The sequence below is a fragment of the Streptomyces sp. NPDC052101 genome (genome assembly GCF_040680235.1).
Lineage (GTDB): Bacteria > Actinomycetota > Actinomycetes > Streptomycetales > Streptomycetaceae > Streptomyces.
The window spans coordinates 132,721-155,900 of sequence record NZ_JBFAWH010000010.1 but is presented as its reverse complement, the minus strand read 5'-3'; the positions used below and the strand labels follow the sequence as shown (position 1 = coordinate 155,900).

At 72.3% G+C, this 23,180-nt stretch carries 26 protein-coding genes; 12 read left to right on the top strand and 14 right to left on the bottom strand.

Annotated elements, in window-relative coordinates; translation table 11 throughout:
- Positions 1-132: 132 nt before the first annotated feature.
- Entirely contained in the window at positions 133-807 is a 675-nt protein-coding gene (locus AB0L75_RS19675; RefSeq protein ID WP_365182384.1) for a response regulator transcription factor, read from the bottom strand.
- The gene (locus AB0L75_RS19670) at positions 804-2,030 is read right to left on the bottom strand and encodes a sensor histidine kinase (RefSeq protein ID WP_365182383.1); all 1,227 of its coding nucleotides are present in this window, start codon (positions 2,028-2,030) and stop codon (positions 804-806) included. The genes AB0L75_RS19675 and AB0L75_RS19670 overlap by 4 nt, the downstream gene beginning before the upstream one ends.
- Positions 2,031-2,313: 283 nt before the next feature.
- Between AB0L75_RS19670 and AB0L75_RS19665 the strand changes: the two genes are divergently transcribed.
- Positions 2,314-3,069, top strand: coding sequence for an ATP-binding cassette domain-containing protein (locus tag AB0L75_RS19665; RefSeq protein ID WP_365182381.1), 756 nt, complete (start codon positions 2,314-2,316; stop codon positions 3,067-3,069).
- 18 nt (positions 3,070-3,087) lie between these two features.
- Positions 3,088-3,828 carry an ABC transporter permease subunit gene (locus tag AB0L75_RS19660; RefSeq protein ID WP_365182379.1) on the top strand — a complete coding sequence of 247 codons (741 nt, stop codon included), beginning with the start codon at positions 3,088-3,090 and terminating at the stop codon, positions 3,826-3,828.
- A gap of 104 nt (positions 3,829-3,932) precedes the next feature.
- Here the strand turns inward: AB0L75_RS19660 and AB0L75_RS19655 are convergent, their stop codons facing one another.
- The 3 genes from AB0L75_RS19655 to AB0L75_RS19645 form a co-directional block, all read right to left on the bottom strand.
- A complete protein-coding gene (locus tag AB0L75_RS19655) occupies positions 3,933-4,241 on the bottom strand; it encodes a hypothetical protein (protein WP_365182377.1) in 309 nt (102 codons plus the stop codon).
- A 5-nt stretch (positions 4,242-4,246) separates the two neighbouring features.
- Positions 4,247-4,621: a metalloregulator ArsR/SmtB family transcription factor gene (locus AB0L75_RS19650; protein WP_365182375.1), complete on the bottom strand. Its 375-nt coding sequence runs from the start codon at positions 4,619-4,621 to the stop codon at positions 4,247-4,249.
- Between the two features lie 321 nt (positions 4,622-4,942).
- Positions 4,943-5,086: a hypothetical protein gene (locus AB0L75_RS19645; RefSeq protein ID WP_365182373.1), complete on the bottom strand. Its 144-nt coding sequence runs from the start codon at positions 5,084-5,086 to the stop codon at positions 4,943-4,945.
- A 414-nt stretch (positions 5,087-5,500) separates the two neighbouring features.
- Here AB0L75_RS19645 and fabV point away from each other — a divergent pair, with 414 nt between their 5' ends.
- Entirely contained in the window at positions 5,501-6,712 is a 1,212-nt protein-coding gene (gene fabV, locus AB0L75_RS19640; RefSeq protein WP_365182372.1) for an enoyl-[acyl-carrier-protein] reductase FabV, read from the top strand.
- Positions 6,713-6,789: 77 nt separating this feature from the next.
- Here the strand turns inward: fabV and AB0L75_RS19635 are convergent, their stop codons facing one another.
- Positions 6,790-7,242: a DUF2267 domain-containing protein gene (locus AB0L75_RS19635; protein WP_365182370.1), complete on the bottom strand. Its 453-nt coding sequence runs from the start codon at positions 7,240-7,242 to the stop codon at positions 6,790-6,792.
- Between the two features lie 265 nt (positions 7,243-7,507).
- Here AB0L75_RS19635 and AB0L75_RS19630 point away from each other — a divergent pair, with 265 nt between their 5' ends.
- The 8 genes from AB0L75_RS19630 (at position 7,508) to hypE (ending at position 16,290) form a co-directional block, all read left to right on the top strand.
- A complete protein-coding gene (locus tag AB0L75_RS19630; protein ID WP_365182368.1) occupies positions 7,508-8,245 on the top strand; it encodes an MgtC/SapB family protein in 738 nt (245 codons plus the stop codon).
- A gap of 132 nt (positions 8,246-8,377) precedes the next feature.
- Positions 8,378-10,087, top strand: a complete 1,710-nt coding sequence (locus tag AB0L75_RS19625; protein ID WP_365182366.1) for an enoyl-CoA hydratase-related protein — start codon at positions 8,378-8,380, stop codon at positions 10,085-10,087.
- Positions 10,084-10,653: a hydrogenase maturation protease gene (locus tag AB0L75_RS19620; RefSeq protein WP_365182364.1), complete on the top strand. Its 570-nt coding sequence runs from the start codon at positions 10,084-10,086 to the stop codon at positions 10,651-10,653. Before AB0L75_RS19625 ends, AB0L75_RS19620 begins: the two co-directional genes overlap by 4 nt.
- A gap of 73 nt (positions 10,654-10,726) precedes the next feature.
- Complete coding sequence (gene hypB, locus AB0L75_RS19615; RefSeq protein ID WP_365182363.1) at positions 10,727-11,449, top strand: hydrogenase nickel incorporation protein HypB; 723 nt, start codon at positions 10,727-10,729, stop codon at positions 11,447-11,449.
- The gene (gene hypF / locus AB0L75_RS19610) at positions 11,446-13,788 is read left to right on the top strand and encodes a carbamoyltransferase HypF (protein WP_365182361.1); all 2,343 of its coding nucleotides are present in this window, start codon (positions 11,446-11,448) and stop codon (positions 13,786-13,788) included. The genes hypB and hypF overlap by 4 nt, the downstream gene beginning before the upstream one ends.
- A gap of 3 nt (positions 13,789-13,791) precedes the next feature.
- Positions 13,792-14,082 carry a HypC/HybG/HupF family hydrogenase formation chaperone gene (locus AB0L75_RS19605; RefSeq protein WP_365182360.1) on the top strand — a complete coding sequence of 97 codons (291 nt, stop codon included), beginning with the start codon at positions 13,792-13,794 and terminating at the stop codon, positions 14,080-14,082.
- On the top strand, positions 14,079-15,224 hold the full coding sequence (hypD, locus tag AB0L75_RS19600; protein ID WP_365182358.1) for a hydrogenase formation protein HypD: 1,146 nt from the start codon (positions 14,079-14,081) through the stop codon (positions 15,222-15,224). Before AB0L75_RS19605 ends, hypD begins: the two co-directional genes overlap by 4 nt.
- Entirely contained in the window at positions 15,217-16,290 is a 1,074-nt protein-coding gene (gene hypE / locus AB0L75_RS19595; RefSeq protein WP_365182356.1) for a hydrogenase expression/formation protein HypE, read from the top strand. Before hypD ends, hypE begins: the two co-directional genes overlap by 8 nt.
- Before the next feature lie 39 nt (positions 16,291-16,329).
- On the opposite strand, the gene hypA is transcribed toward hypE, so the two are convergent.
- The 8 genes from hypA to AB0L75_RS19555 form a co-directional block, all read right to left on the bottom strand.
- Positions 16,330-16,671, bottom strand: coding sequence for a hydrogenase maturation nickel metallochaperone HypA (gene hypA / locus AB0L75_RS19590; RefSeq protein WP_365182355.1), 342 nt, complete (start codon positions 16,669-16,671; stop codon positions 16,330-16,332).
- Between the two features lie 7 nt (positions 16,672-16,678).
- The gene (locus tag AB0L75_RS19585) at positions 16,679-16,867 is read right to left on the bottom strand and encodes a hypothetical protein (protein WP_365182353.1); all 189 of its coding nucleotides are present in this window, start codon (positions 16,865-16,867) and stop codon (positions 16,679-16,681) included.
- Between the two features lie 19 nt (positions 16,868-16,886).
- Positions 16,887-17,093 (bottom strand): hypothetical protein, encoded by a 207-nt coding sequence (locus AB0L75_RS19580; RefSeq protein ID WP_365182352.1) that lies wholly within the window; start codon positions 17,091-17,093, stop codon positions 16,887-16,889.
- A 20-nt stretch (positions 17,094-17,113) separates the two neighbouring features.
- Positions 17,114-17,704 (bottom strand): DUF5947 family protein, encoded by a 591-nt coding sequence (locus AB0L75_RS19575; protein WP_365182350.1) that lies wholly within the window; start codon positions 17,702-17,704, stop codon positions 17,114-17,116.
- Positions 17,701-18,252, bottom strand: coding sequence for a NifU family protein (locus AB0L75_RS19570; RefSeq protein ID WP_365182348.1), 552 nt, complete (start codon positions 18,250-18,252; stop codon positions 17,701-17,703). The genes AB0L75_RS19575 and AB0L75_RS19570 overlap by 4 nt, the downstream gene beginning before the upstream one ends.
- Positions 18,245-20,038, bottom strand: coding sequence for a nickel-dependent hydrogenase large subunit (locus tag AB0L75_RS19565; protein ID WP_365182347.1), 1,794 nt, complete (start codon positions 20,036-20,038; stop codon positions 18,245-18,247). Before AB0L75_RS19565 ends, AB0L75_RS19570 begins: the two co-directional genes overlap by 8 nt.
- A 63-nt stretch (positions 20,039-20,101) precedes the next feature.
- The gene (locus AB0L75_RS19560; RefSeq protein ID WP_365182345.1) at positions 20,102-21,190 is read right to left on the bottom strand and encodes a hydrogenase expression protein HypE; all 1,089 of its coding nucleotides are present in this window, start codon (positions 21,188-21,190) and stop codon (positions 20,102-20,104) included.
- Positions 21,187-22,656 carry a hypothetical protein gene (locus AB0L75_RS19555; RefSeq protein ID WP_365182579.1) on the bottom strand — a complete coding sequence of 490 codons (1,470 nt, stop codon included), beginning with the start codon at positions 22,654-22,656 and terminating at the stop codon, positions 21,187-21,189. The genes AB0L75_RS19560 and AB0L75_RS19555 overlap by 4 nt, the downstream gene beginning before the upstream one ends.
- Before the next feature lie 302 nt (positions 22,657-22,958).
- Here AB0L75_RS19555 and AB0L75_RS19550 point away from each other — a divergent pair, with 302 nt between their 5' ends.
- Positions 22,959-23,162: an antitoxin gene (locus AB0L75_RS19550; protein ID WP_365182343.1), complete on the top strand. Its 204-nt coding sequence runs from the start codon at positions 22,959-22,961 to the stop codon at positions 23,160-23,162.
- Positions 23,163-23,180 lie beyond the last annotated feature (18 nt).

The following is a 23,180-nucleotide window of genomic DNA, read 5'->3' as shown; positions in this document are numbered from 1 at the left end:
AACGCACCCGCGCGCGGCGTCCCCCGGACGGCGGCGTTTCGGCCCGGGCTCAGCGGCGCCGTTCCGGGCAGGTCGGTTCCGGCTCAGCATGCTTGCGGCGGAAGCCCGCCAGGCGCCCGCCCGGAAGTCTGCTCACAGCGATTCGGCCAGGCCGCTGCGGTGGGCGAAGACGACGAGCTGGGCGCGGTCGCGTGCGCCGACCTTCACCATGGCGCGGTTCACGTGGGTCTTGACGGTGGCGGGGCTGAGCACGAGCTGGGTGGCGATCTCGTCGTTGGACAGGCCGGTCGCCACGAGCGTGGTGATCTGCCGTTCGCGCTCGGTCAGTGCCTCCAGGCCGCGGCGGGCGGCCTCGTCCATCGGCTGCGGCGGGGCGGGGGTGTCGAGGAAGCGGCTGATGAGGGTTCTGGTCGCGGCGGGGGACAGCAGTGCGTCGCCGCGACTGACCGTGCGCACCGCCTGGAGCAGTTCGTCCGCGTCGGCGCTCTTGCCCAGGAAGCCGCTGGCTCCGGCGCGCAGCGCCTCGAAGACGTACTCGTCGATCTCGAAGGTGGTGAGGATCAGGACCTTCACTCCGGCGAGGTCCTCGTCTTCGGTGATCAGGCGGGTCGCCGCGAGGCCGTCCAGGACGGGCATGCGGATGTCCATCAGGACCAGGTCCGCCTGCGCGACTTTGGCCAGTCGTACCGCCTCGCGTCCGTCGCCGGCCTCGCCGACCACCTCCAGGTCCGGCGCCGGTTCGATCAGGGCCTTGAAACCGGTGCGCACCAGGGGCTGGTCGTCGGCGATGACTACGCGGATGGTCACGGGGCGGACTCCTGGGCGAGGTCGAGGGGCTGGTAGGGCAGGTCCGCGGTCACCCGGAAGGCTCCGTCCGTGCGTGGTCCGGCGGTGAAGCGCCCGCCGAGGGCGAGGACCCGCTCGCGCATGCCGACGATGCCGTGCCGACCAGGTGGGAGGGCGCCTGAGGCATGGGTATGCCCGCCAGCTGTGGGCTTGCCTCCCGGGTCGTCGACGGTGATGCGCAGCTCATGGCGGTCGTAGCTCAGCGTCAGGCGTGCCTGCCGTCGGCTGGAGTGCTTGTAGACGTTGGTCAGTGACTCCTGGATCACGCGGTACGCGGTGAGATCGGCCGCGGGTGCCAGGGGTACCGCCGTGCCGTCGACACGGAAGTCGATGTGCAGGCCGGAGGTGTGCAGTGCGGCAAGGAGTTCGTCGAGTCCGTCCAGACCGGGCGCCGGGATCGCGGTGGGGGCGACGGGGTCTCCGGGCTGGCGTAGCAGACTGACCGTGTCGCGCAGTTCCCCCAGAGCCTTGCGGCCGGCGGACCTCACGTGGGCGAGCGCCTCGCTCGCCGCCGCCGTGTCGTTGTGGAGCGCCTGCCCGGCGACGTTGGACTGCACGCTGATGACGGCGAGTTGGTGTCCGACGGCGTCGTGCAGGTCGCGTGCGATGCGCAGCCGTTCCTCGGCGATCCGGCGCCGTGCGTCCTGCTCGCGCTCGCGTTCCGCGCGTACGGCTCGCTGCTCGACCTCGGCGAGGTAGGCGCGGCGATTGCGGGAGGAGTCGCCGGCCGCGATCGCCAGGCCGCCGAGCGCGATGAACGCCAGGTTCTGCGGTCCCAGCAGCGCCGGCCTGTGCACCGCGTGGATGAGAGCGAGCGCGCCCACCGCCGAGGCGCCGAGAACCAGGCCACGCCGACGTTCGACCAGGTCGGCGACTGTGTAGAGGGCGATCAGCGGGGCGAGCAGGATCAGTGCTCCGCTGGTGCCGCCGCTCTCGGCGAGGAACACCTCCGCGGTCGCCGCGCTGACCGCCAGGGTCACCAGCGGGCGACGGCGTCGTCCGGCCAGCACACCGCAGGCGAGCGCGGCGGCGACGAGCGCCACGGTGCGGTTGCCGCCGGGGGCGCCGGAATGCCCGGCGAAGGCAGTCAGCACGGTGGCGGCGAAGACGGCCAGGGCGATCGCCGCGTCCTCCAGATGCGCATGGCGGCGAGCGGCGCGACGCAGGTGGCCGATGGCGTTCATGCCTTCACGATAGGCATGCGCGGCCGGGCTGCCGTCGGCTGTGCGTGGCAGCGGGCACTACCGCGGGTGCGGTACACGGCCGTGCGGGCACCGCGGGCGCGGTAGTCGGGGTTGCCGTGCCGGGGCGACGACACGCGGCGGCCGGGTCGGGAGGGTGGTTGCGGCGCCCGGATGCCGGGCTCCGGCGGCCGACGCATCGATGTCCGGCCGACTCATCGCTGTCAGGAAACGGAGAACCCCCGATGCACCCGACCCATGTGCCCGTCCTTCGCCGGAGGACGCGATGAACGGCGGCATCACGATCGACGGATTGACCAAGCGGTACGGCGCGGTGACCGCCGTCGACCGGCTGACCTTCGACGTGGAGCCCGGGGTGGTCACCGGGTTCCTCGGCCCGAACGGGGCCGGCAAGACCACCACACTGCGCATGCTGCTGGGTTTGGTCACGCCCACCGCGGGCCGGGCCCTGATCGACGGCCGCCGCTACGCCGACCTGAGGGATCCGAGGCGGGTCGTGGGCGCCGTACTGGAGGCGACCGGCTTCCACCCCGGCCGGCGCGGCCTCGACCACCTGCGCATCCTCGCTGGGACCGGCGGCATCTCGCGCTCACGCGTCGAGGAGGTGCTGGAGCGGGTCGGCCTGGCCGACGCGGCGCACCGGCGGGTGGGCGGCTACTCGCTCGGCATGCGTCAGCGGCTGGGCCTGGCATCCGCCCTGCTCGGCGACCCGAAGGTGCTCATCCTCGACGAACCCGCCAACGGCCTGGACCCGGCCGGCATGGCCGACCTGCGGGACCTGTTGCGCGATCTGGCCGGCGAAGGGCGAACGGTGCTCATGTCCAGCCACGTGCTGAGCGAAGTTGCCCAGACCGTGGACCGCGTGGTCATCGTCGCCGGCGGCACGCTGCGCCACGCGGGCCCGCTGAGCGAGCTGACCGGGGCGCAGGGCGAGACGCTCGAAGCCGCCTTCCTCCGGCTCACGTCCGCCCCCGACACCGACCCAGCGACCGGCGCCGGCACGGCGTCCGCCCGACACTGACCGCGAGGAACGAACGCCATGCACACCCTGATCCGCACCGAGGTACTGAAACTGCGCACCGTCCGCAGTCCGTGGCTGCTCCTGGCCGCATCACCCGTGCTGGTGACCGCCGGCGTCAGCGGTCTGGTGGTCTCCGGCACGAAGCCGCTCGACACGGCCGCACAGAGCGGCGCGCTCGCACACGTGGGCCTGACCTCGATCCTCACGCTGGTCTTCGGGATCCTCGCGGTCGCGGGGGAGTACCGGCACAAGACCATCACCGACACCTATCTGAGCACCCCCGCACGCGGCCGCGTCATCGGCACGAAGCTTGTGGTCCACGCCGTGTTCGGCGTGGTGTCCGGGGTGGTGAGCAGCCTCGTCGGCCTCGGTGTCGCAGCCGCTTGGTGGGCGGACAAGGGTGTGTCCTTCGCGTGGACCGACTCGCAGATGTGGACCACGATCGGTGGCGGCATCGCCTGGAACGCGGCCTTCGCGGCCATCGGAGTGGGAGTCGGCGCCTTGGTCCGCAGCCTCGTCGGCGCGGTCGCCGTCGCCCTGGCGTGGGTCGCCCTGGTCGAGGGCATCGTCGGGCAGCTGATCGGCGGCCTCGCCCGCTGGCTGCCGTTCAACGCCGGCCAGGCGCTCGGCGCCGGGGCCAAGGCTATGACGACCGGGAGCCTGCTGCCACGCTGGGGCGGCGGCGCCGTCCTCGCCGTCTACACGCTCGTCTTCGCGGTGCTCGCCGTCACCACGTCCATGCGCCGCGACGTGTCCTGACCTCCCGTCCTGTTTGCCCCGCCCCTGGTGCACCGGGGGGAGCGACCGGCTGTCGCCGAGCGGGGCGGTGGCCGTCTCGCGGTTCCGTTCAGGCAGGCTTCGGGTCAATTGGGTCGATGCCTCTGCCCGGGGCCGTGCGGTCGCTCCTCGTCCGCACGGCCTCCAGCAGGTGGGCGGCATGACGTGTTGCCGCGGTGGCGGTGGATCGCGGTGATGACAGCGGTGGCCAACAGCACCGCGGCGGCAGCGATCAGCCACGGACTGGACAGCCAGGCGCCGAGACCGGCAAGCGCACCGGCGGCGACAAGCGTGGGCCCCGCGCAGCAGAGGACCACCAGCAGGGCGGCGCCGATCCAGGCGACGGTTGCGCGACTGCCGGAGCGCCGCTGGTGCGGGGAGTGGGTGATGGGCATGCTGCTCAGCCCTGGCTGTCGGGGATGCGTGGGCAGCAGTCGAGGGCGGCGGCGTTGTCCGCTGCCAGGGAGCGGGCCAGGACGACGAGGTCGGCCACGCGTGGGTCGCCGACGGAGTAGCGCAGTTTGCGGCCGTCGCGTCGGGCAGTGACGTAGCCGCAGTCGACCAGGCAGGACAGATGGACCGAGATCCGCGGCTGGGAGATGCCGGCGTGCGCGACGCACTCGGCGGAGGTGCGCTCCCCGGCCAGGATGAACTCCAGCAGCTTCAGCCGCGTGGGGTCGCCGAGGGCGCGGAAGAACCGGGCGGTGGTCTCCAGGTGCGTGCATGAGACGGCCGCAGCGGTCTCCTGTGCGACAGGAACAGAGCTTTGGGGCACCGGGATCCTCCTCACCTCTGGAGCTATTCGCCTACCCGCATAGCATGGACTGCGCTGACCTATTCGGCAATACGAATAGCTGGTCCGGGCGAGACCGACATGCGGTGAGGAGGCGGCACATGAGGACGGAATCGGGTTTTGACCTGGCAGTCGTCGGTTCAGCAACTCGGTGAGAGGTTCCAGTTCCGCGATGGCCTTGGCGGAGACGGACGCGGCGACGACCGGCTGCGGGGAGTTGACCGCCGTACAAAGGGCTCCGTGAACACGCCGGCCGGGTTCAAGTCGAACCGGGCCGCCCAGGCCGGGACGTGAACGTCCCTCCTACAGCAGGCCGACGTTGGTGAGTGGGACGTTCCAGTCGTCGCTCCCCATATGGCCATGGCCGTCCTGAGCTGCGGCCGGTACCACGAACTGCATCAGCCCGGCGACGACAACGGCCAAGACGGCGACGACACGACGCTTCACAGTTCCTCCTCGTGGACGACGGTACCGACCACCCTGCTCCGAGCCGGCAGCTCCCGACCACCCAGCCACGCCGCCCATCCTCTGGATTCAGCCGCTCGGTGGTGGTGCCGGGTGATCTCGACGCCGGTGGAGCCGGCCGCTTCCAGGCCCGTGCGGTATGCGGCCGGTCCCGGCGACCTCGACCGACGACAACACCATGTTCCAACCGCGGACTCACAGTGCGTGGCGTCGAATAGGCCCCGGCCCCACAGTGCATCGGCCGCAGGCGGCACGTGGTGGGAAGTACCAAGATCGCGACGGCATTGTTGTGCCGGACGAGACCGCTGTCCGCGCCTGCGGCCTTGAAGACTTGCAGGACACGACGGACCCCGGTGGTCGTCGTGTCCTGCTCGGGCCAGCCAAAGGATCTTTCTCGTGGACCAGCGCGTGATCTCGCCCCGAAACCGTGGTTTCCTCTTTCTCGACTCCCATCCGGCCGGCTGCCGCGAGCTGGTGAACGCCATGTGGCGGGACATCCCGGCTCCCAGGGCGGAACCCGAAGGCGACGGACCGGTTGCCGTGGTCATCGGCTCGTCGGCCGGGTACGGCCTGGCCGCCACGCTCGCCGGGCTCAAGCGCGCGGGCATCCGCGGTATCGGAGTCTGCTTCGAAAAGGCACCCAGTGCGCGGCGCACGGCCACCGCCGGCTGGTACCGCACCGCGGCCATCGCGGAGCTTGCCCGCGCGGCAGGCCGGGACATGGTCTTCCTCAACGGGGACGCGTTCTCCGACGCGATGAAGAACCAGGTCGCCGACCTGCTCCAGAAGCGCTTCCAGGGGCGCCTGGACTACCTCATCTACTCGGTCGCCGCTCCCCGCCGCACCGATCCCGACACCGGAGTCACCTACGCCTCGGCCCTCAAGCCCATCGGCATGGCCAATCGCACCAAGACGCTCGTCTTCGACGCGGACGGCAGCCCCGATGTCCGTGAGGTCGAGACGGAACCCGCCGCAGGAGACGACATCGAACAGACCGTGGCAGTGATGGGCGGCACCGACTGGGAGCGCTGGATCGATCACCTCGCGGCACGCGACCTGCTCGCCGACGGATTCACCACCGCCGCCCTCAGCTACATCGGTTCACCTCTGACCGCTGCGATCTACCGCCAGGGCACCATCGGCGCAGCCAAAGCCCACGTGGAAGCCACTGCTCGCGCTCTCGACGAACGCCTGGCCCACCTCGTCGGCGGACGTGCCGTGACCTCGGTCAACGGCGCCGCCGTCACCCAGTCCTCCACCGCCGTCCCCGGCATCGCCCTCTACACCGGACTGCTGCGCGGCGTGCTCGGCGACAGCCTCGTCCCTGCGACGGATCAGTCGGCCGATCTATGGGACCAACTCACCGGCACCACCGCGCTGATGCTCGACGACGAGGGCCGTGTGCGCCTCGACCGCTGGGAAATCGCCGATGAGGTGCAGCAAGCCGTCGCCGAACGCTGGGACAGGGCGACCACCGACACCATCGGCGACCTCGCCGATCTCGACTGGTTCCGAGGCGAGGTGCAGCGCCTGTACGGCTTTGCCGTGCCCGCCGTCGACTACACCGCCCCGATCGACACCGACACGCCGTGGCCCGACACAGCCTGAGCACTCGCCGGTCGGGCCCGGCCGTAGGCGCGTCCCAGCGGCCCGTCCGCCCCCGGCCTCGGCTCCCCGTCCGCCGCTCAGACCTGTCGGCCCCCGCCGCGCGGGCCCTCGGCGTTCTCGGTCGCCCGGCCCACCGGCAGCAGGTCTCGGATGTCCGCGGGCAGGGCCTCGGCCATCCGCTCGGTCAGCTCCGGGGCGAGCGCGGCGTCGAGCACCTCCAGTACGGCCGCGGCCTCCCGCAGGGCGGTGTCCTCGTCGGTGCCCACCCGGCCGGCGATGCGCCCGGCGAAGACGGTCAGCCCGAACCGCTCGCCCGAGGTGCCGGAATCGACCGCGGTCGACGCGTCCGCCGCCTCCCGCATCGCCGCCGCCATGTCCGGCGGCAGCTGGGCGGCCACATGCCGGGCCAGCCCGGACGGCAGCCGCTCCGACAGGGTGCTCACGACCGCGTGTGCGGCCCGTTCGGCCGAAACCCGGTCCGGCAGTTGGGCCAGCGCCTGCACCTTTCCGATCATCTCGTCGTGCCGCATGAGGCCGCTCCCTTCCTCACGAAGTCCTGACGGTGGGAGACGGTGGGACACGTCCCTCGCCGCGAGCAGGTGCGCGCCTCGGACCCGCCGACGACGCCGGCTCCGGTATCAGCATCGGCCATGGCCTCCCCCGGCGCCCGCCGAGTACCCCATCGCCCCTGCCGGTACCGGGCTCCGGGGGGAATCGCCGTCCCGTCGCGGGGTAGGCGTGGGCAGCGGAATCATGGAACGACCCGGACCGGGCGGAGCGACATGCGAGGTGTGCATGACAGGAGCGGGGTTCGCGGCACCGTTGTGGGACGTGCACAACGGCCAGGGAGTGCGGCAGCTGGCCGAGCTGGGGCTGGCGCTGCTGCTGTCCAGCCTGATCGGCTGGGAGCGTGCGGCCCAGCAGAAGAGCGCCGGACTGCGCACGCACACGCTGGTCGGCATCGCGAGCGCGCTGATGATGGAGGTGTCCCAGCACGGGTTCACGGCGGTGCTCGGGCTGGAGAACGTCTCCTTCGACCCCTCCCGGGTGGCGGCGCAGATCGTGTCCGGCATCGGCTTCATCGGCGGCGGTCTGATCTTCGTACGGCGGGATGTCGTACGGGGTCTGACGACGGCCGCCACCATCTGGCTGACCTGCGCGGTCGGCATGGCCTGCGGTGGCGGGCTGCCGATCCTCGCGCTGGCGGTGACCGCCCTGCACTTCCTCGTGGTGCGGGGCTATCCGCTCTTCACGTCCCGGCTGATCCCCGAAACGGCCGCCGCCGGCTTCGAGGCCCGGCTGACCTACCGCACCGGGGCGGCGCTGCTGCCCCGCCTGATGGAGACGTGCACCCGGCGCGGCTTCCGGATCGTGCAGGTCAGGGTCGAACGGCTGCCCGGCCGCGCGGACGACGCGGCCCGGGTGCTGCTCGGGCTGGAGGGTGCCGAGGATCCGACGGCGCTGGCATCGGAGCTGTTCCAGGAGGACGGTGTCCTCGACGTCGAGGTGAGCGCCGCGGCGGACGACGAATGACGAAGAGCGGCGACTTACGGTATGAGGGCCCCGTGCCATGCGATTCGGATGGCGGACGGGACTTCACGGACGCGGCCGAATCGGCGCGGCGGTGCTTCACGCCACCCCGGCCAGCGACGACGATGCCGTGTCATGGACATTTTGCTCGTCGCCAGTGCGTTCAACAGCCTCTCCCAGCGTGTGTACGCCGAACTGTCGGACCTGGGGCACCGCGTGGACGTCGTGCTCGCCTCGCAGGGCGATGACCGGATCCGGGCCGCCGTACACGAGGTGCGGCCGGAACTGGTCATCGCGCCGATGCTCAGGACGGCTCTGCCCGAGGACGTGTGGCGCGCACACACCTGCCTGATCGTGCATCCGGGGCCGCCCGGTGACCGCGGGCCGTCCTCGCTGGACTGGGCCGTCGCCGAACGGGCACCGCAGTGGGGTGTGACGGTCCTGCAGGCGGAGGCGGCGATGGACGCGGGCGCGATCTGGGCGGCGGAGCCGTTCCCCGTGCCGGCCGTCGGCAAGAGCGACCTGTACCGCAACGAGGTCTCCGACGCCGCGGTCGCGGCCGTCCGCACCGCCGTACGGCGCTATGCCGAAGGCGCCTACAAACCCCGGCCGCAGACCGACGCATCGATCAGCGTGGTCTGGCGGGACGCCTTCCGGCAGGAGCGGCGGCGTATCGACTGGCAGCGGGACGACACCGAAACGGTCCTGCGAAAGCTCCGCGGCGCCGACTCGCAGCCGGGTGTCCGGGACGAACTCCTCGGCCGGGAGGTGTTCCTGCACGGCGGACACCCCGAGGACCGGCTGCGCGGCCGCCCCGGCGAACTCCTCGCCCGGCGGGCGGGCGGCGTCTGCCGGGCCACCCGCGACGGCGCCATCTGGATCCCGGAACTGCGCCCCCGCAAGAACTCCGGCGACCCCGCGCCGTTCCGCCGCCCGGCCGCGTCCGTGCTCGCCGCCTGGGAACCCGGGCTCGAACTCCCGGAATCCGAAGCCCCGTTGGAACTGCCGGCCGACCGGCACACCTGGACCGACATCCGCTACCGGCAGCACGGCGACACCGGCTTCCTCGGCTTCTCCTTCCCCGGTGGCGCCATGAGCACCGACCAGTGCCGCCGGCTGCTCGCCGCGTACCAGTACGCGCTCTCCCGGCCCACCCGTGTCCTCGTGCTCGGCGGGGCCCGCGACTTCTTCTCCAACGGCATCCACCTGAACGTCATCGAGGCGGCCGCCGATCCGGCCCAGGAGTCGTGGATCAACCTGGACGCCATGGACGACCTGGTGGAGGCAGTGCTGCGCACCACCGACCGGCTGGTGGTGGCCGCGCTCGCCGGCAACGCGGCGGCCGGCGGCGCCATGCTCGCCCTCGCCGCCGACGAGGTGTGGTGCCGCACCGGTGCTGTCCTCAACCCGCACTACCGGCGCATGGGCCTGTACGGCTCGGAGTTCTGGACGTACAGCCTGCCCCGCCGTGTCGGACCGGAGCACGGCCACCGGCTGACCACCGAGGCCCTTCCCCTGAGCGCCGCCTCCGCCGAGCGGCTGGGGCTCGTGGACCGGCTCGTACCGGCCACGACCGGCGGTTTCCCGGCCCGGGTCGAGCGGCTGGCGGCCGAACTCGCCGCCGCACCCGGTCTGGACCGGCGGATCGCCGACAAGGCCGCCGCCCGCGCCGCGGACGAACGCGAACGGCCCCTCGCCGCCTACCGCGAGGCCGAACTGGCCCGTATGCACGCCATCTTCTTCGACCCGCGGGCCTCCTACCACGCCCTGCGCTCGGCGTTCGTGCGCAAGACACCGTCCGGTTCGGCCCGGCCCCTGACCATGCCCGAGGGAGACCTCCGTTGACGCCCCGCCTGCTGGTGGCCGGCGTCGGCAACATCTTCCTCGCCGACGACGCCTTCGGCCCCGAGGTGATCCGCGCCCTCGACCGGCGCCCGCTGCCGCCCGAGGTGCGCGTCCACGACTACGGCATCCGGGGCATGGACCTCGCCTACGCCCTGCTCGACGGATACGACACCGTCGTCCTGGTCGACACCGCGCGACGCGGCCACCGCCCCGGCACCCTCTGCCTGATCGAGGCCGAACCGCCGGACGCCGGCGTGGTGCCCGAGGCCCACGGCATGGACCCGGCGAAGGTGCTCGCCCTGGCCGCACACCTCGGCGAGGACGAGCCCCTGCCCCACGTCCTCGTCCTGGCCTGCGAGCCGGAGGTGCTGCCGGCCGGCGACGAGGACCTGCTGCCGGGGCTCAGCACACCGGTCCGGGAGGCCGTCGGCCGGGCCGTGGACGCGCTGCACACGCTGATCCCGGCTCTGCTCGCCGACCCGGCCGCGGCCGCACCCCCGTTGGGCCACCCGATGGAATCCGGGCCCGCGCACCCGGCTGCGCTGCCCGGTACGGCGGCCCGCTGAGCGGAAGATCGGTGGGGCCCGGGCCCGGGCGACCCGCCCCGGACCCCATCGCCGTATCCGAGGAGCAGCGCCCATGTGCCGGTCCGACGTCAAGCAGGCCGTCCTGGCCAAGAACGACGATCTGGCCGCGGAGCTGCGCGGCGACCTCGCGCGGCAGGGCGTGACCGTGGTCAACCTGCTGTCCAGCCCCGGCAGCGGAAAGACCGAACTGCTCGGCCGGGTCCTGGCCCGCGCGGTGGAACAGGGCGTCCCGGTGGCCGCGCTCACCGCGGACCTGGCCACCGAGAACGACGCCGTACGACTCGCCCGCTCCGGCGCCCCCGTCCAGCAGCTGCTCACCGACGGGCTGTGCCACCTGGAGGCCCGGCAGGTCCGGGCCCGGCTGATCGGCTGGCTGCCGGTGGAGACCCGCGTGCTCTTCGTGGAGAACGTCGGCAATCTCGTCTGCCCGGCCGCGTACGACCTCGGCGAGACCCTGCGGGTCGTGCTCATGGCGGTCACCGAGGGCGAGGACAAACCGCTGAAGTACCCGACCGCGTTCGGCTCCGCCCATCTGGTCGTGATCACCAAGTCCGACCTCGCCGATCCGGCCGGTTTCGACGAGAGCGCCTTCCGGACGAACGTGCACCGGGTCAATCCGGGCGTGCGGATCGTACGGTCCTGCGCCCGCACCGGCTCCGGCGTCGGCACCCTCCTGGACCGCGCCCTCGCCGCCCGGGACGGCACCCTCCACCGGCCGCCCCTCGCACCGCATCCGCACGGCCACCACCACACCGCCGGCGCTCCCGCCGTATGACCGCCCCCGCCACCGGCCTGGTGCGCCGTCGGCTGACCGTACGGGGGACCGTGCAGGGAGTCGGATTCCGGCCGTATGTGCACCGCCTGGCCGCCGGGCTGGGCCTGGCCGGGTTCGTCGGCAACACCGGCGACGGCGTGATCGTCGAGGTCGAGGGCCCGGCGGACGAGGTAGGCCGCTTCTGCGACGCATTGACCGAACAGGCGCCGCCGCTGGCCGTCGTGCACGGCGTCACCGGCGAGTACCTGCCCGCCACCGGCGACACCGGCCCCTTCGTGATCCGCTCCACGGAGCGGGCCGAGGGCCGCACCCAGCTTCCGCCGGACACCGCGACCTGCGCCGACTGCCTGCGCGACCTGTCCGATCCGACCGACCGCCGGCACCGCCACCCCTTCGTCACCTGCACCCACTGCGGCCCGCGCTTCACCATCGCCACCGGGATGCCGTACGACCGCGAGGCCACCACCATGGCCGCCTTCCCGATGTGTCCGTCCTGCTCCCGGGAGTACGGCGACCCCGTCGACCGGCGCTTCCACGCCCAGCCGGTCGCCTGCCCCGACTGCGGCCCCCGGCTCACCCTGATCCCCGCCCTGGGCGGCCTCCGCGCGGCACGGGACGCGAACGCCCTCGCCACGGCCCGGGCACTGCTGGCCGCCGGCCGGATCGTCGCCGTCAAGGGCGTCGGCGGCTACCACCTGGCCTGCGACGCCACTGATGCCCAGGCCGTCGCCACGCTGCGCGAGCGCAAGGAACGCGGCGGCAAGGCCTTCGCGGTGATGTGCGCGGACCTCTCCACCGCCGAGCGGATCGCGCTCCTCTCCGCCGCCGAACGGGCCGCGCTGACCAGCGCCCGGCGCCCCATCGTGCTGCTCCGCAGACGCACCCCGGCCGACGGCCCGCGCCTCGCCGACCAGGTCTGCCCGGGCAGCCCGCATGTGGGCCTCATGCTGCCCTACACGCCGGTGCACACCCTGCTGTTCGGGCTGCCCGGCGATCCGCCCGGCCCCCGGCTGCTGGTGATGACGAGCGGCAACCGCTCCGGCGAACCCATCGTCACCGACGACGCCGAGGCCCTGACCCGGCTCGCCGGACTGGCCGACGCCTGGCTCGCCCACGACCGGCCCATCGCCTCACCGTGCGACGACTCCCTGCTGCGGATCCGCCCGGACGGCACCGAGCAGGTCCTCAGACGTTCCCGCGGCTACGTCCCCCGCCCGCTGCGGCTCCCGGTCGCGGTGCCGCCGGTGCTCGCGGCCGGCGGCGACCTGAAGAACGTCCTGTGCCTGGCCGAGGGCGACCAGGCCTGGTTCGGGCCGCACATCGGTGACATGGGAGACCTGACGGCCCTGCGGGCCGCGGAGCGGGCCGAACGGCACCTGACGCGGCTGACCGGGGTCAGCCCCCGGCTGGTGGCCGCCGACCGGCACCCCGGCTACCACTCGACGCGCTGGGCCCGCCGCCGGGCCGCGCGGATCCCCCTGCGGCTGGTCCAGCACCACCACGCCCACATCGCCTCCGCGATGGCCGAGCACGGCCTCGACGGCACCACCCCGGTGATCGGCGTCGCCTTCGACGGCACCGGACACGGTGACGATGCCACCGTGTGGGGCGGCGAGATCCTGCTCGCCGACTACACCGGCTACCGCCGCTTCGCCCATCTGACCCCCGCCCCGCTGCCCGGCGCGGACGCCGGAGTGGCCAACCCCTGCCGGCTGGCGCTGGCCCGGCTGTGGGCGGCCGGACTGCCCTGGGAGCCGGACCTGCCGAGCGTCATGGCCTGCACGGAGACCGAACGCGCCGTGCTGCGGCAACAGCTGACCCGGCAGGTGGCCTGCGTCCCGACCTCCAGCATGGGGCGCCTCTTCGACGCCGTGTCGTCGCTGGCCGGGGTGTGCCATCGCGCCGGGTACGAGGCGCAGGCCGCGATGGAGCTGGAGGCGGCGGCGCTGCAGGCCGGGGACGCGGACACCACGGCGTACCCCTTCGGCCTCACCGGCGCGGGCACTGCCGGCTGCGACCCCGCGCCGATGCTGAGCGCCCTGCTCGCGGACCGGCGGCGCGGCACCCCCGCACCTGTGCTGGCCGCCCGCTTCCACCGGGGCGTCGCCCGGGCCGTCGCCGAGATCTGCGGGCGCGCCCGCACGCAGACCGGCCTGACCACCGTCGCGCTCACCGGAGGCGTCTTCGCCAACGCCCTGCTGGAGGAGGAGACCTCCGCGCTGCTCACCGGAGCGGGGTTCACGGTCCTGAGGCACCGCGAAGTCCCCCCGAACGACGGAGGGTTGGCGCTCGGTCAGCTCATGGTCGCGGGATCAGCGAACAACCACGAGACGGAGTGACCCATGTGTCTGGCAGTGCCCGGCAAGGTCGTGTCCATCGACCATCGCGCCGACCCCATGACCGGGCTGATCGACTTCGGCGGAGTGCGCAAACAGGCGTGCTTGGAGTATCTGCCCGACGTCCGGGTGGGGGAGTACGTCATCGTCCACGTCGGCTTCGCCCTGCAGCGCCTGGACGAGGAGTCGGCCCGGGCGTCCCTGGAGCTGTTCGGGCAACTGGGGCTGCTGGAAGAGGAGTTCGGGGACGCCTGGGAGCAGGCGGCCCGGCAGGAGAACGGGAGTGAGGCCCGGTGAAGTACATCGACGAGTTCAACGACCCGGACCTGGCGCACCGGCTGCTGGACGAGATCCGCGCCACGGTCACCCGCCCCTGGGCGCTGATGGAGGTGTGCGGCGGCCAGACCCACTCCATCATCCGTCACGGCATCGACCAACTCCTGCCGGACGAGGTCGAGTTGATCCACGGCCCCGGCTGCCCCGTGTGTGTCACCCCGCTCGACGTCATCGACAAGGCCCTGGAGATCGCCGCCCGCCCCGAGGTGGTCTTCTGTTCCTTCGGGGACATGCTGCGGGTGCCCGGCACCGACCGTGACCTGTTCCGGGTCAAGGGCGAGGGCGGTGATGTGCGCGTGGTGTACTCACCGCTGGACGCGCTCGACCTCGCCCGCAAGAACCCGGACCGCCAGGTCGTGTTCTTCGCCATCGGCTTCGAGACGACCGCCCCCGCCAACGCCATGGCCGTCCACCAGGCCCGCCGACTGGGCCTGGACAACTTCAGCCTGCTGGTCTCCCACGTCCGGGTCCCACCCGCGATCGATGCCATCATGACGGCGCCGGAATGCCGGGTGCAGGGCTTCCTCGCCGCCGGGCACGTGTGCAGCGTGATGGGCACCGCCGAGTACCCGGAGCTGGCGGAGAGGCACCGGGTGCCCATCGTCGTGACCGGGTTCGAGCCACTGGACATCCTGGAAGGCATCCGGCGCGCCGTCCACCAGCTGGAGCGCGGCGAGCACCGGGTGGAGAACGCCTACCCGCGCGCCGTACGCGAGCAGGGCAACCCGGCGGCCCTGAGCATGCTGGAGGAGGTCTTCGAGGTCACCGACCGCAACTGGCGCGGCATCGGCCGCATCCCCGCCAGCGGCTGGCGGCTGTCCGAGGCCTACCGGGCCCACGACGCCGAACACCGCTTCGACGTCACCGGCATCCGCACCGAGGAGCCCGCCGTGTGCCGGGCCGGCGAGGTGCTGCAGGGGCTGATCAAGCCGACCGAGTGCGAGGCCTTCGGGAGTGCCTGCACCCCGCGCACCCCGCTCGGCGCCACCATGGTCTCCAGCGAGGGCGCCTGCGCCGCCTACTACCTGTACCGCCGGATGACCGACGACCCGGCACAGCGTGGATCGCGCATCCCGCGGGAGGAGCTGAACTCCGTTGGCTGACCTGGCAACCGAAGCGGCCGTGGACCCCGCGAACTGGACCTGCCCCGCCCCCCTGCGCGACCAGCCGGTCGTCGTCATGGGCCACGGCGGGGGCGGCGCCCTGTCCGCGGAACTGATCGAGCAGGTCTTCGCCCCCGCCTACGGCAACCCCACCCTGGCCGCCCTCACCGACTCGGCCGTCCTCGACCTCGGCGGCGCCCGGCTGGCCTTCTCCACCGACTCCTACGTCGTACGGCCGCTGTTCTTCCCCGGCGGCAGCCTCGGCGACCTCGCCGTCAACGGCACCGTGAACGACCTGGCGATGAGCGGCGCCCGGCCCGCCTACCTGTCCACCGCCTTCGTCCTGGAGGAGGGCGTGGCGCTGGACGTCGTCGGCCGGGTCGCCCACGCCATCGGCGCGGCGGCCGAAGCCGCAGGCGTCACCATCGTCACCGGCGACACCAAGGTGGTCGAGTCCGGACACGGCGACGGCATCTACGTCACCACCGCCGGCGTCGGCCTGGTGCCCGACGGCGTCGACATCCGCCCGCAGCGCGCCCGGCCGGGCGACACCGTCATCGTCAGCGGACCCATCGGGCTGCACGGCGTGGCCGTCATGAGCGTCCGCGAGGGCCTGGAGTTCGGCGTCGAGATCACCTCCGACACCGCCCCCCTGGCGAACCTCGTGGCGGCCATGCTGGCGGTCACCCGGGACATCCATGTCCTGCGCGACCCGACCCGGGGCGGGCTCGGCGCCTCCCTGAACGAGATCGCCCGCGCCTCCGGCACCGGAGTCCGGCTGCGCGAGCGGGCCGTCCCGGTCCCCGACGAGGTCGCGAACGCCTGCGGCTTCCTCGGCCTGGACCCGCTGTACGTCGCCAACGAGGGCCGGCTCGTCGCCTTCGTACCCCCGCGGCACGCCGAGGCGGTGCTGGCGGCGATGCGCGCCCACCCGCAGGGCGGCGGGGCGGCGATCATCGGGGAGTGCGTCGAGGACCACCCGGGCATGGTGGTAGTCGCCACCGCACTCGGCGGCACCCGGGTGGTGGACCTGCCGCTCGGGGAGCAGCTGCCCAGGATCTGCTGAGCGGCCCCTCGGCCCCGCCCCTCAGGCCGGGGCCGGGGGTCACCCTTCGACGCCCGAGATCTCCAGCTCCCGGCCGCTGCGCAGCTCCTGCGAGGGCCGGTCGCACGACGGGCACCAGAAGAACGGCGGCATGCCGACCGCGAACTCCTCCGTGCACCCGCCGCACCAGGCCAGCGCCGGAACCTGTTCCACGACCAGCCGGGCCCCGGCCAGCGCCGTGCCGTCGCGGGCCACCTCGAAGGCGAAGTGCAGCGCGTCCGGCACGACACCGGCCAGCTCGCCGACGCGGACGGTCACCGCGGTCACACGGTCCGCCCCGTCCGCGCGGGCGATCTCCTCGGCCTGTTCCACGATCGCGGTCGCGATCGACAACTCGTGCACCGGCGGCTCACGGATACCGGCGGCTCGCGCGCAGCCCACCGGTCATCCGGTAGATGCGCAACTCCCGCATGATGCCCGGAAGTTCCTTGACGAACAGGGCGGCGCAGAGGCTGCCGACGACCGCGACCTGCGCCACGAGCAGCTGCCGTCCCGTCATTCCCGCCCGCGCGGTCCTGCTTCTCCTGCCCATGTTCATGGCTTCACTTCCTGCTCTCTCATCCTGGTGAGATGTTCGGCATGCCGTGCACCAGGGCGTCATGCCGCTTGGAGTGGATACCGGTGGACCGGCGCGCGTCGGAGGTGCCGTCCGTGTGGTGTCCGGGCTGATGCTTGTACGGGCCCTGGTTGCCCTGATGCAGTCCCCGCACGTGGGACGGTGTGTCGGGCTTGGCCTGGGGGCGGCCCACTCGGATGCTGCCCATGTCGGTTCTCCTTCCGGGTCTCACGACCGCTCGGTCAGCTCCCTGAAGAACTGTTCTACGGCCGACCAGACCCGGCCGCCACCGGAAAGGCCCCGCCACTCGCGGCGGACCAGGGCGATCATCCGGTAGCAGTCGTCGACCGGCACGATCCAGTGTTCGTCGAGGCCGCGCACCGTGTTCACCAGCAGCGCCTCCACATCGGGTACCACCGACGCGAGCGGCGGACACAGCACGGCCAGCCGCCGCCAGGCCGCCGCGTCCACCTCCCAGCGCATGGCACCGGCGGGGCTCGGGCCCTGCGCGGTGACCGTGCCGTCCCGGTGCGGCACGAAGAACACCAGCCCCACCGGCACGCCCAGCACCGCGGTGTCCACGGACGGCAGCCGGACCCGGCGCCGCGGCACGGACCGGTAGCGGCCCGCCTCCTCCGCGGCGAACAGCACCGAGCAGGCATGGCAGACGCACCGCAGCTCGGCGGCGCCGGTGTCGTAGAGGTGCGGGTGGCCGTCCGCGAGGACGGCGGCGCACAGCTCGCAGCGTTCGGTCCCGGCCGCCGTCGCGCGGTCCGCCGCGGAGCGGATGACCCGGGCCAGCGCCCCGTCCATGGTCACCCCGCTCCCTGCGGCACGGTCCGGCGTCCGATCGTGCTCAGTGGTACGAATGCCGGTGCCGCCGTGCGTTCGACCTGCGCTGTCTCCACCGCGGTCAGCTCCGGAGCGACGGCCAGTACCGCCGCCCGGACTGCCTCGGCGACGTCGGCGGAGCCGGCGCCGCACCCGGAACCGCACCCGCCGCCGGAACTCAGCCGCACCCGCGCCACCTGCCCCTCGACCCCGGCCCACTCCAGGTCACCGCCGCGCTCGCGCACCGCGGGCCGCAGCTTCTCCACCGCACGGGCGGCCCGGCGCTCCGGTGCCTGGGGGTGGATCCCGTGCAGGACCAGCAGATGCCCGGTCAGCTCGTCCTCGGCGAGCCGCTCCCGCAGCGCCTCGTCGGCGCCGTCCAGCACCCGGGCGAGCGCCTCGCCGTACACCTCCGTCAGCAGCCGCAGCGCCTCCAGGGCCGGGCCGGGCATGACCTCCAGCCCCGCCAGGACCTCGTCGAGCCGGGCGAGCCGCGCCTCCACCGCCGGGTCGGGCAGCCGTACGGCGTCAGCCATGGTTCGCCCCGTACGTGGGCGAGTGCACCGTGGTCAGGGTCTTGCCCTTGCCCATGTACATGTGGACACCGCAGGGCAGACAGGGGTCGAAGCTGCGCACGGTGCGCATGATGTCGACGCCTTTGAAGTCGTCCGGCCCGTTCTCCTCGAAGACCGGCTGGCCCTGGACGGCGTCCTCGTAGGGGCCCGGGGTGCCGTAGATGTCGCGGGGGCTGGCGTTCCATGGGGTGGGCGGGTACGGGTGGTAGTTGGCGATCTTCTTGTCCCGGATCACCAGATGGTGGGAGAGGACACCGCGCACCGCCTCGTGGAAGCCGCAGCCGATCGACTCGTCGGGCACCTCGAAGTTCTCGAACACCTTGGTGTCGCCGCTCCTGAGCATTCCCATGGCCTCCTCCAGGAACTGCAGGGCCATGGCTGCGGCGTAGGCGATGAAGTACGGCCGGGCGCGGTCCCGTTCGAGGGTGTTGCTCCACTTCGGGATGCGCCACTCCAGGGTCGTCTCCGGCAGCTTCTCGCCCTTGGGCAGGGTGATGCGGACACTGCCGCCGGTCGCCTTGACGTACGGCGTGTCGACCAGGCCGCTCAGCGCGGTCGACCACAGCCGGGCGAGCGGGCCGCCACCCGTGTCCAGGGCGAGGTGATCGCCGGTCTCCGGGTGGTACCAGCGCGGGCTCATCACCCAGCTGTAGTTGCCGTCGAAGTCCCGCTTCTGCGGCACCGGCACCGTGGTCTGGTTCCACGGGTGGCGCATGTCGACGGGGTTGCCGAGCGGGTCGTGGGTGACGAAGGGGTCCTCGTTCACCCAGTCCTCGTAGAAGGAGCTGCCCAGCATGACGCGCAACCCGAGGTTGATGTCGATCAGGTTGTTGGTGACCAGCTCACCGTCCACGATGACGCCCGGGGTGACGTACATCGCCCGGCCCCACTCGTTCATCGTCGCGTAGCGGTAGTCGACCACGTCCGGGTTCTGGAAGGCGCCCCAGCAGCCCAGCAGGACACGGCGCTTGCCGACCTCCTCGTAGCCCGGCAGCGCCTCGTAGAAGAAGTCGAAGACGTCGTCGTTCATCGCCACCGCCTTCTTGATGAAGTCGATGACGCGCATCAGCCGGCTCAGGTAGTCGGTGAAGGTGTTCGGCTGCGGCATCGTGCCGACCCCGCCCGGATACATTGTGGACGGATGGACGTGCCGCCCCTCCATCAGGCAGAACATCTCCCGGGTGATCCGGCTGACCTTCAGCGCCTCCTTGTAGACCTCGCCCTCGAAGGGGTTGAAGGCCTTCATGATGTCGGCGACGGTGCGGTAGCCGTGGACGTCCCCGCGGGGTGCGTCGGTGCGTTCTGCGCGGGCCAGGACACCGGGGTTGGTGGCCTTGACCATCGCCTCGCAGAAGTCCACGAAGACCAGGTTGTCCTGGAAGATCGTGTGGTCGAAGATGTACTCGGCGGCCTCGCCGAGGTTGGTGATGTGCTCGGCCAGCTTCGGCGGTTTGACGCCGTACGCCATCTGCTGGGCGTAGTTGGAGCAGGTGGTGTGGTTGTCGCCGCAGATACCGCAGATCCGCGAGGTGATGAAACCCGCGTCACGCGGGTCCTTGCCCTTCATGAACACCGAATAGCCGCGGAAGAGGGACGAGGTGCTGTGGCACTCCACGACTTCCCGGTTGGCGAAGTCGATCTTCGTGTAGATGCCCAGGTTGCCGATGATCCGGGTGATCGGATCCCAGGACATGTCGACGAGCTGGGCGGGCTTGCGTTTGGTGGACCGGGACTCGGTGGTCGTCATCTGCGGTGCTGCCCCTTGCTGTTCGGGTCGTCAGGATCGGTGGCGGGAGGGGGTGGGCCGAGGTCAGGCACGCCAGTGCGGGTCGTAGCCGCTGGTGAGGGTGCGCTTGTTGTGGCGCCACTTGGGCTCGTGGTTGACCACGTCGTTGGTCAGGCCGCGCAGCCGGCGGATGACGGCTCCGTACGGCTTGACGAGCATGGTCGACAGCGTGCCGCCCGGGGGTTCGTCCATGAACGGCATGAAGGCGTCGGGGAAGCTGGGCATCGTGCAGCCGATGCAGATACCGCCGACGTTCGGGCAGCCGCCGATGCCGGCCATCCAGCCGCGCTTGGGCACGTTGCAGTTGACGACCGGACCCCAGCAGCCCACCTTCACCTGGCACTTGGGGGAGTTGTAGTCCTTCGCGAAGTCGGCCTGCTCGTAGTACGCGGCCCGGTCGCAGCCCTCGTGGACGGTCTTCCCGAACAGCCACTGCGGACGCAGCATGTGGTCCAGCGGCGGTGGGGGAGCGGCACCGGCCGCGTGCTGGAGCACCCAGACGAGGGTCTCCATGAAGTTCTCCGGCTGGATGGGGCAGCCGGGCACGTTGACCACCGGCAGCCCCGACCGCGCCCTGAACTGCCAGCCCAGGTAGTCCGCGAGGCCCATGCAGCCGGTGGGGTTGCCGGCCATGGCGTGGATGCCGCCGAACGTCGCACAGGTCCCGGCGGCCACCACCGCCCAGGCCCTGGGCGCGAGTTGGTCGATCCACCAGTTGATGGTCTGCGGCTCGCCGGTCTCGGGGTCGTTGCCGAACGACGTCCAGTAGCCGTCGCCCTCGATGATGTTCTGGTTCGGGATCGAGCCCTCGATCACCAGGATGAACGGCTCCAGCTCGCCGCGGGCCGCCGCCCGGTACGGGGCGAGGAAGTCCTCGCCGCCCAGGCTCGGCGAGAGCACCTTGTTGACCAGGTTCACCTTCGGCAGGCCCGGGATGAGGCCGAGGACCACGTCCTCGATGGACGGCTGTCCCGCGGCGGTCAGCGACACGGTGTCGCCGTCGCAGCTCATGCCCTCCGAGATCCACAGGATGGTGATCTCGTCGAAGCCCTGCCGTGCCCCCTCGCCGCCGGGTTCGCCGCGGACTTCGGTGGTACCGCTCTGTCTGCTCATGTCTGCGGCCTCCGTCGCAGTCGGTCGTGGGCCTCGCCGGCGGGGGCCGGCGGGCCCGGGGGCGCGAGGGGTTCGACCTCCTCGGGCCGGAAGTAGTGGAAACGGCCGTACCAGCCGTGCAGTTCGGCGGCGGGATCGTCGTCGACCGTGACGGCGAGCCGCACGCTGCCGTCGACGTCGTGGAAGACCGCGGCGACCCGCGCGCTCCGCCCGGCGAGGAACATGTCCTGGGCGTCGGTGCCGCGCAGGTGCGGGCGCAGCCGCACCGGGCTGCCGGCACCGACGGGCACCCCGGCCACGAGGACCGTGTCGGTCGTCGGGGACAGCCCGTCGTCGCCGCCCTCCTGCCACCAGGCGGGCCGGGCGCTCTCGCGTGGAGCGGCAGGCGTCAGGGAACGGATCGCGCCGTGCAGCCGCTCGAAGACCTCCCGGGGCATCGAGTCGACCCGGTCGACGATCCGCGCGGCCCGCGGATCGGTGGCCCGGGCCTCCGCCTTCTCCTCGTCGGTCAGCAGCATCGTGCGCAGCGTGAGGATCTCGTCGATCTCCGCCGCGTCGTGCAGATCGCCGGGACTCTCCGGCGCCACCTGCGGCCGGTCCGGAAGGATGATCGGAGCGGAGAGCATGACCGGGCCCGTCGCGCACTCCTGAGGTGCGCCGCCGAGAACCGGAAACGTGAACGCGTTCCGGCAGCCCCGTGCGTGCTCCGCCAGATCCTCGGGCGGATCGATCAGGGACACGAACTCCACGCCGTCCCCGCCGACGAGGGTGTGCGTGGCGATCAGCGCCTCCCGCAGCGCCTCGCCGCGCGGAGCCCGGGGATCGGCCGCGGCACCGGTGTTCTCGGTGCGCACCCGCAGCCGGTACAGCCCCGGCGCGAGCGGCTCCGCCACGGCCGTCGTCTCGGCCCGCACCTCCCGGCGCCGCCGCACCGTCCGCCCCGCACCACCCGGCAGCTCCTCGGCCTCGACGCCCGCGGCCGCGCCCGCCTGGGCGGTACGACCGCCACGCACCAGCTCCTCCAGCGGCAGCACCAGCTCGGTCTCGCGCGCCACCGCCTCCTCGAACGACAGATGTACGGCGCCGTCGGCCGTCCGCAGCGACTCGACCGGGCGGCGCCGGCCGTCCCGGTCGACCGCCTCGACCTGCTTGTCCTGCATCTGCAGATACCGCACCCGCACCCGTACGACCGCAGCCGCGTGCGTGGCCCGCAACAGGCACTCGGTCCGCTGGTACCAGGAGTCCGCGGAGCCGGAGATCCCCGGCGCGACCGGCCCGTCCCGCTCCACCCAGTCACGGGGCAGCAGCACGCCGAACTGCCAGCGGACCCGGTTCTTCGGCGAGGACCGGCGGTACGGGTAGAGCAGGTAGCCCTCGTAGAGCACGGCGTCCGCGACGGCCCCGACCTGCTCGAAAGCGCCGTACGACACGACGTCGCGGTACGACACCACGTCGGCGAACGGCATGACGTCGCCGCCGTCCAGCACGGCGGGCGGCGCGGTGCCGCCCTCGCCGGCTCCAACCGACATGCCGCCTCCTCGTCATCGGTCCAGCGGCAGACTCCTTCCACCACGCTCACACCCCTCACGGCCCCTCGCCCCTCCGGCGCATCACGATTGCGCCGGCCAGGGGACAACGAACCGTTCTCCCGCGCTCCGGACACCACCCCCGAGTGCTTCGGGCACCACCTGCAGCCGCCTTTCCCGCCACCGCACGCGTGGCACCATGGCCAGGGTCCGCGCAGGCAGCCGAGGGAGAGGGACCGGACATGTTCGACGCCCTGAAGAACCTGAAGGACAAGGCCGAGGACATCGCCGAGGAGCACGGGGACAAGATCGCCGAGGGGCTGGAGAAGGCCGGCGACCTCATCGACGACCGGACCGGGGGCAAGCACAGCGACACCATCGACAAGGCCGTCGACAAGGCGCAGGACCTCGTCGAGAAGCTGGGCGAGAACGGTGCCCAGCACTGACCCGCCCGGCCCGGGCAG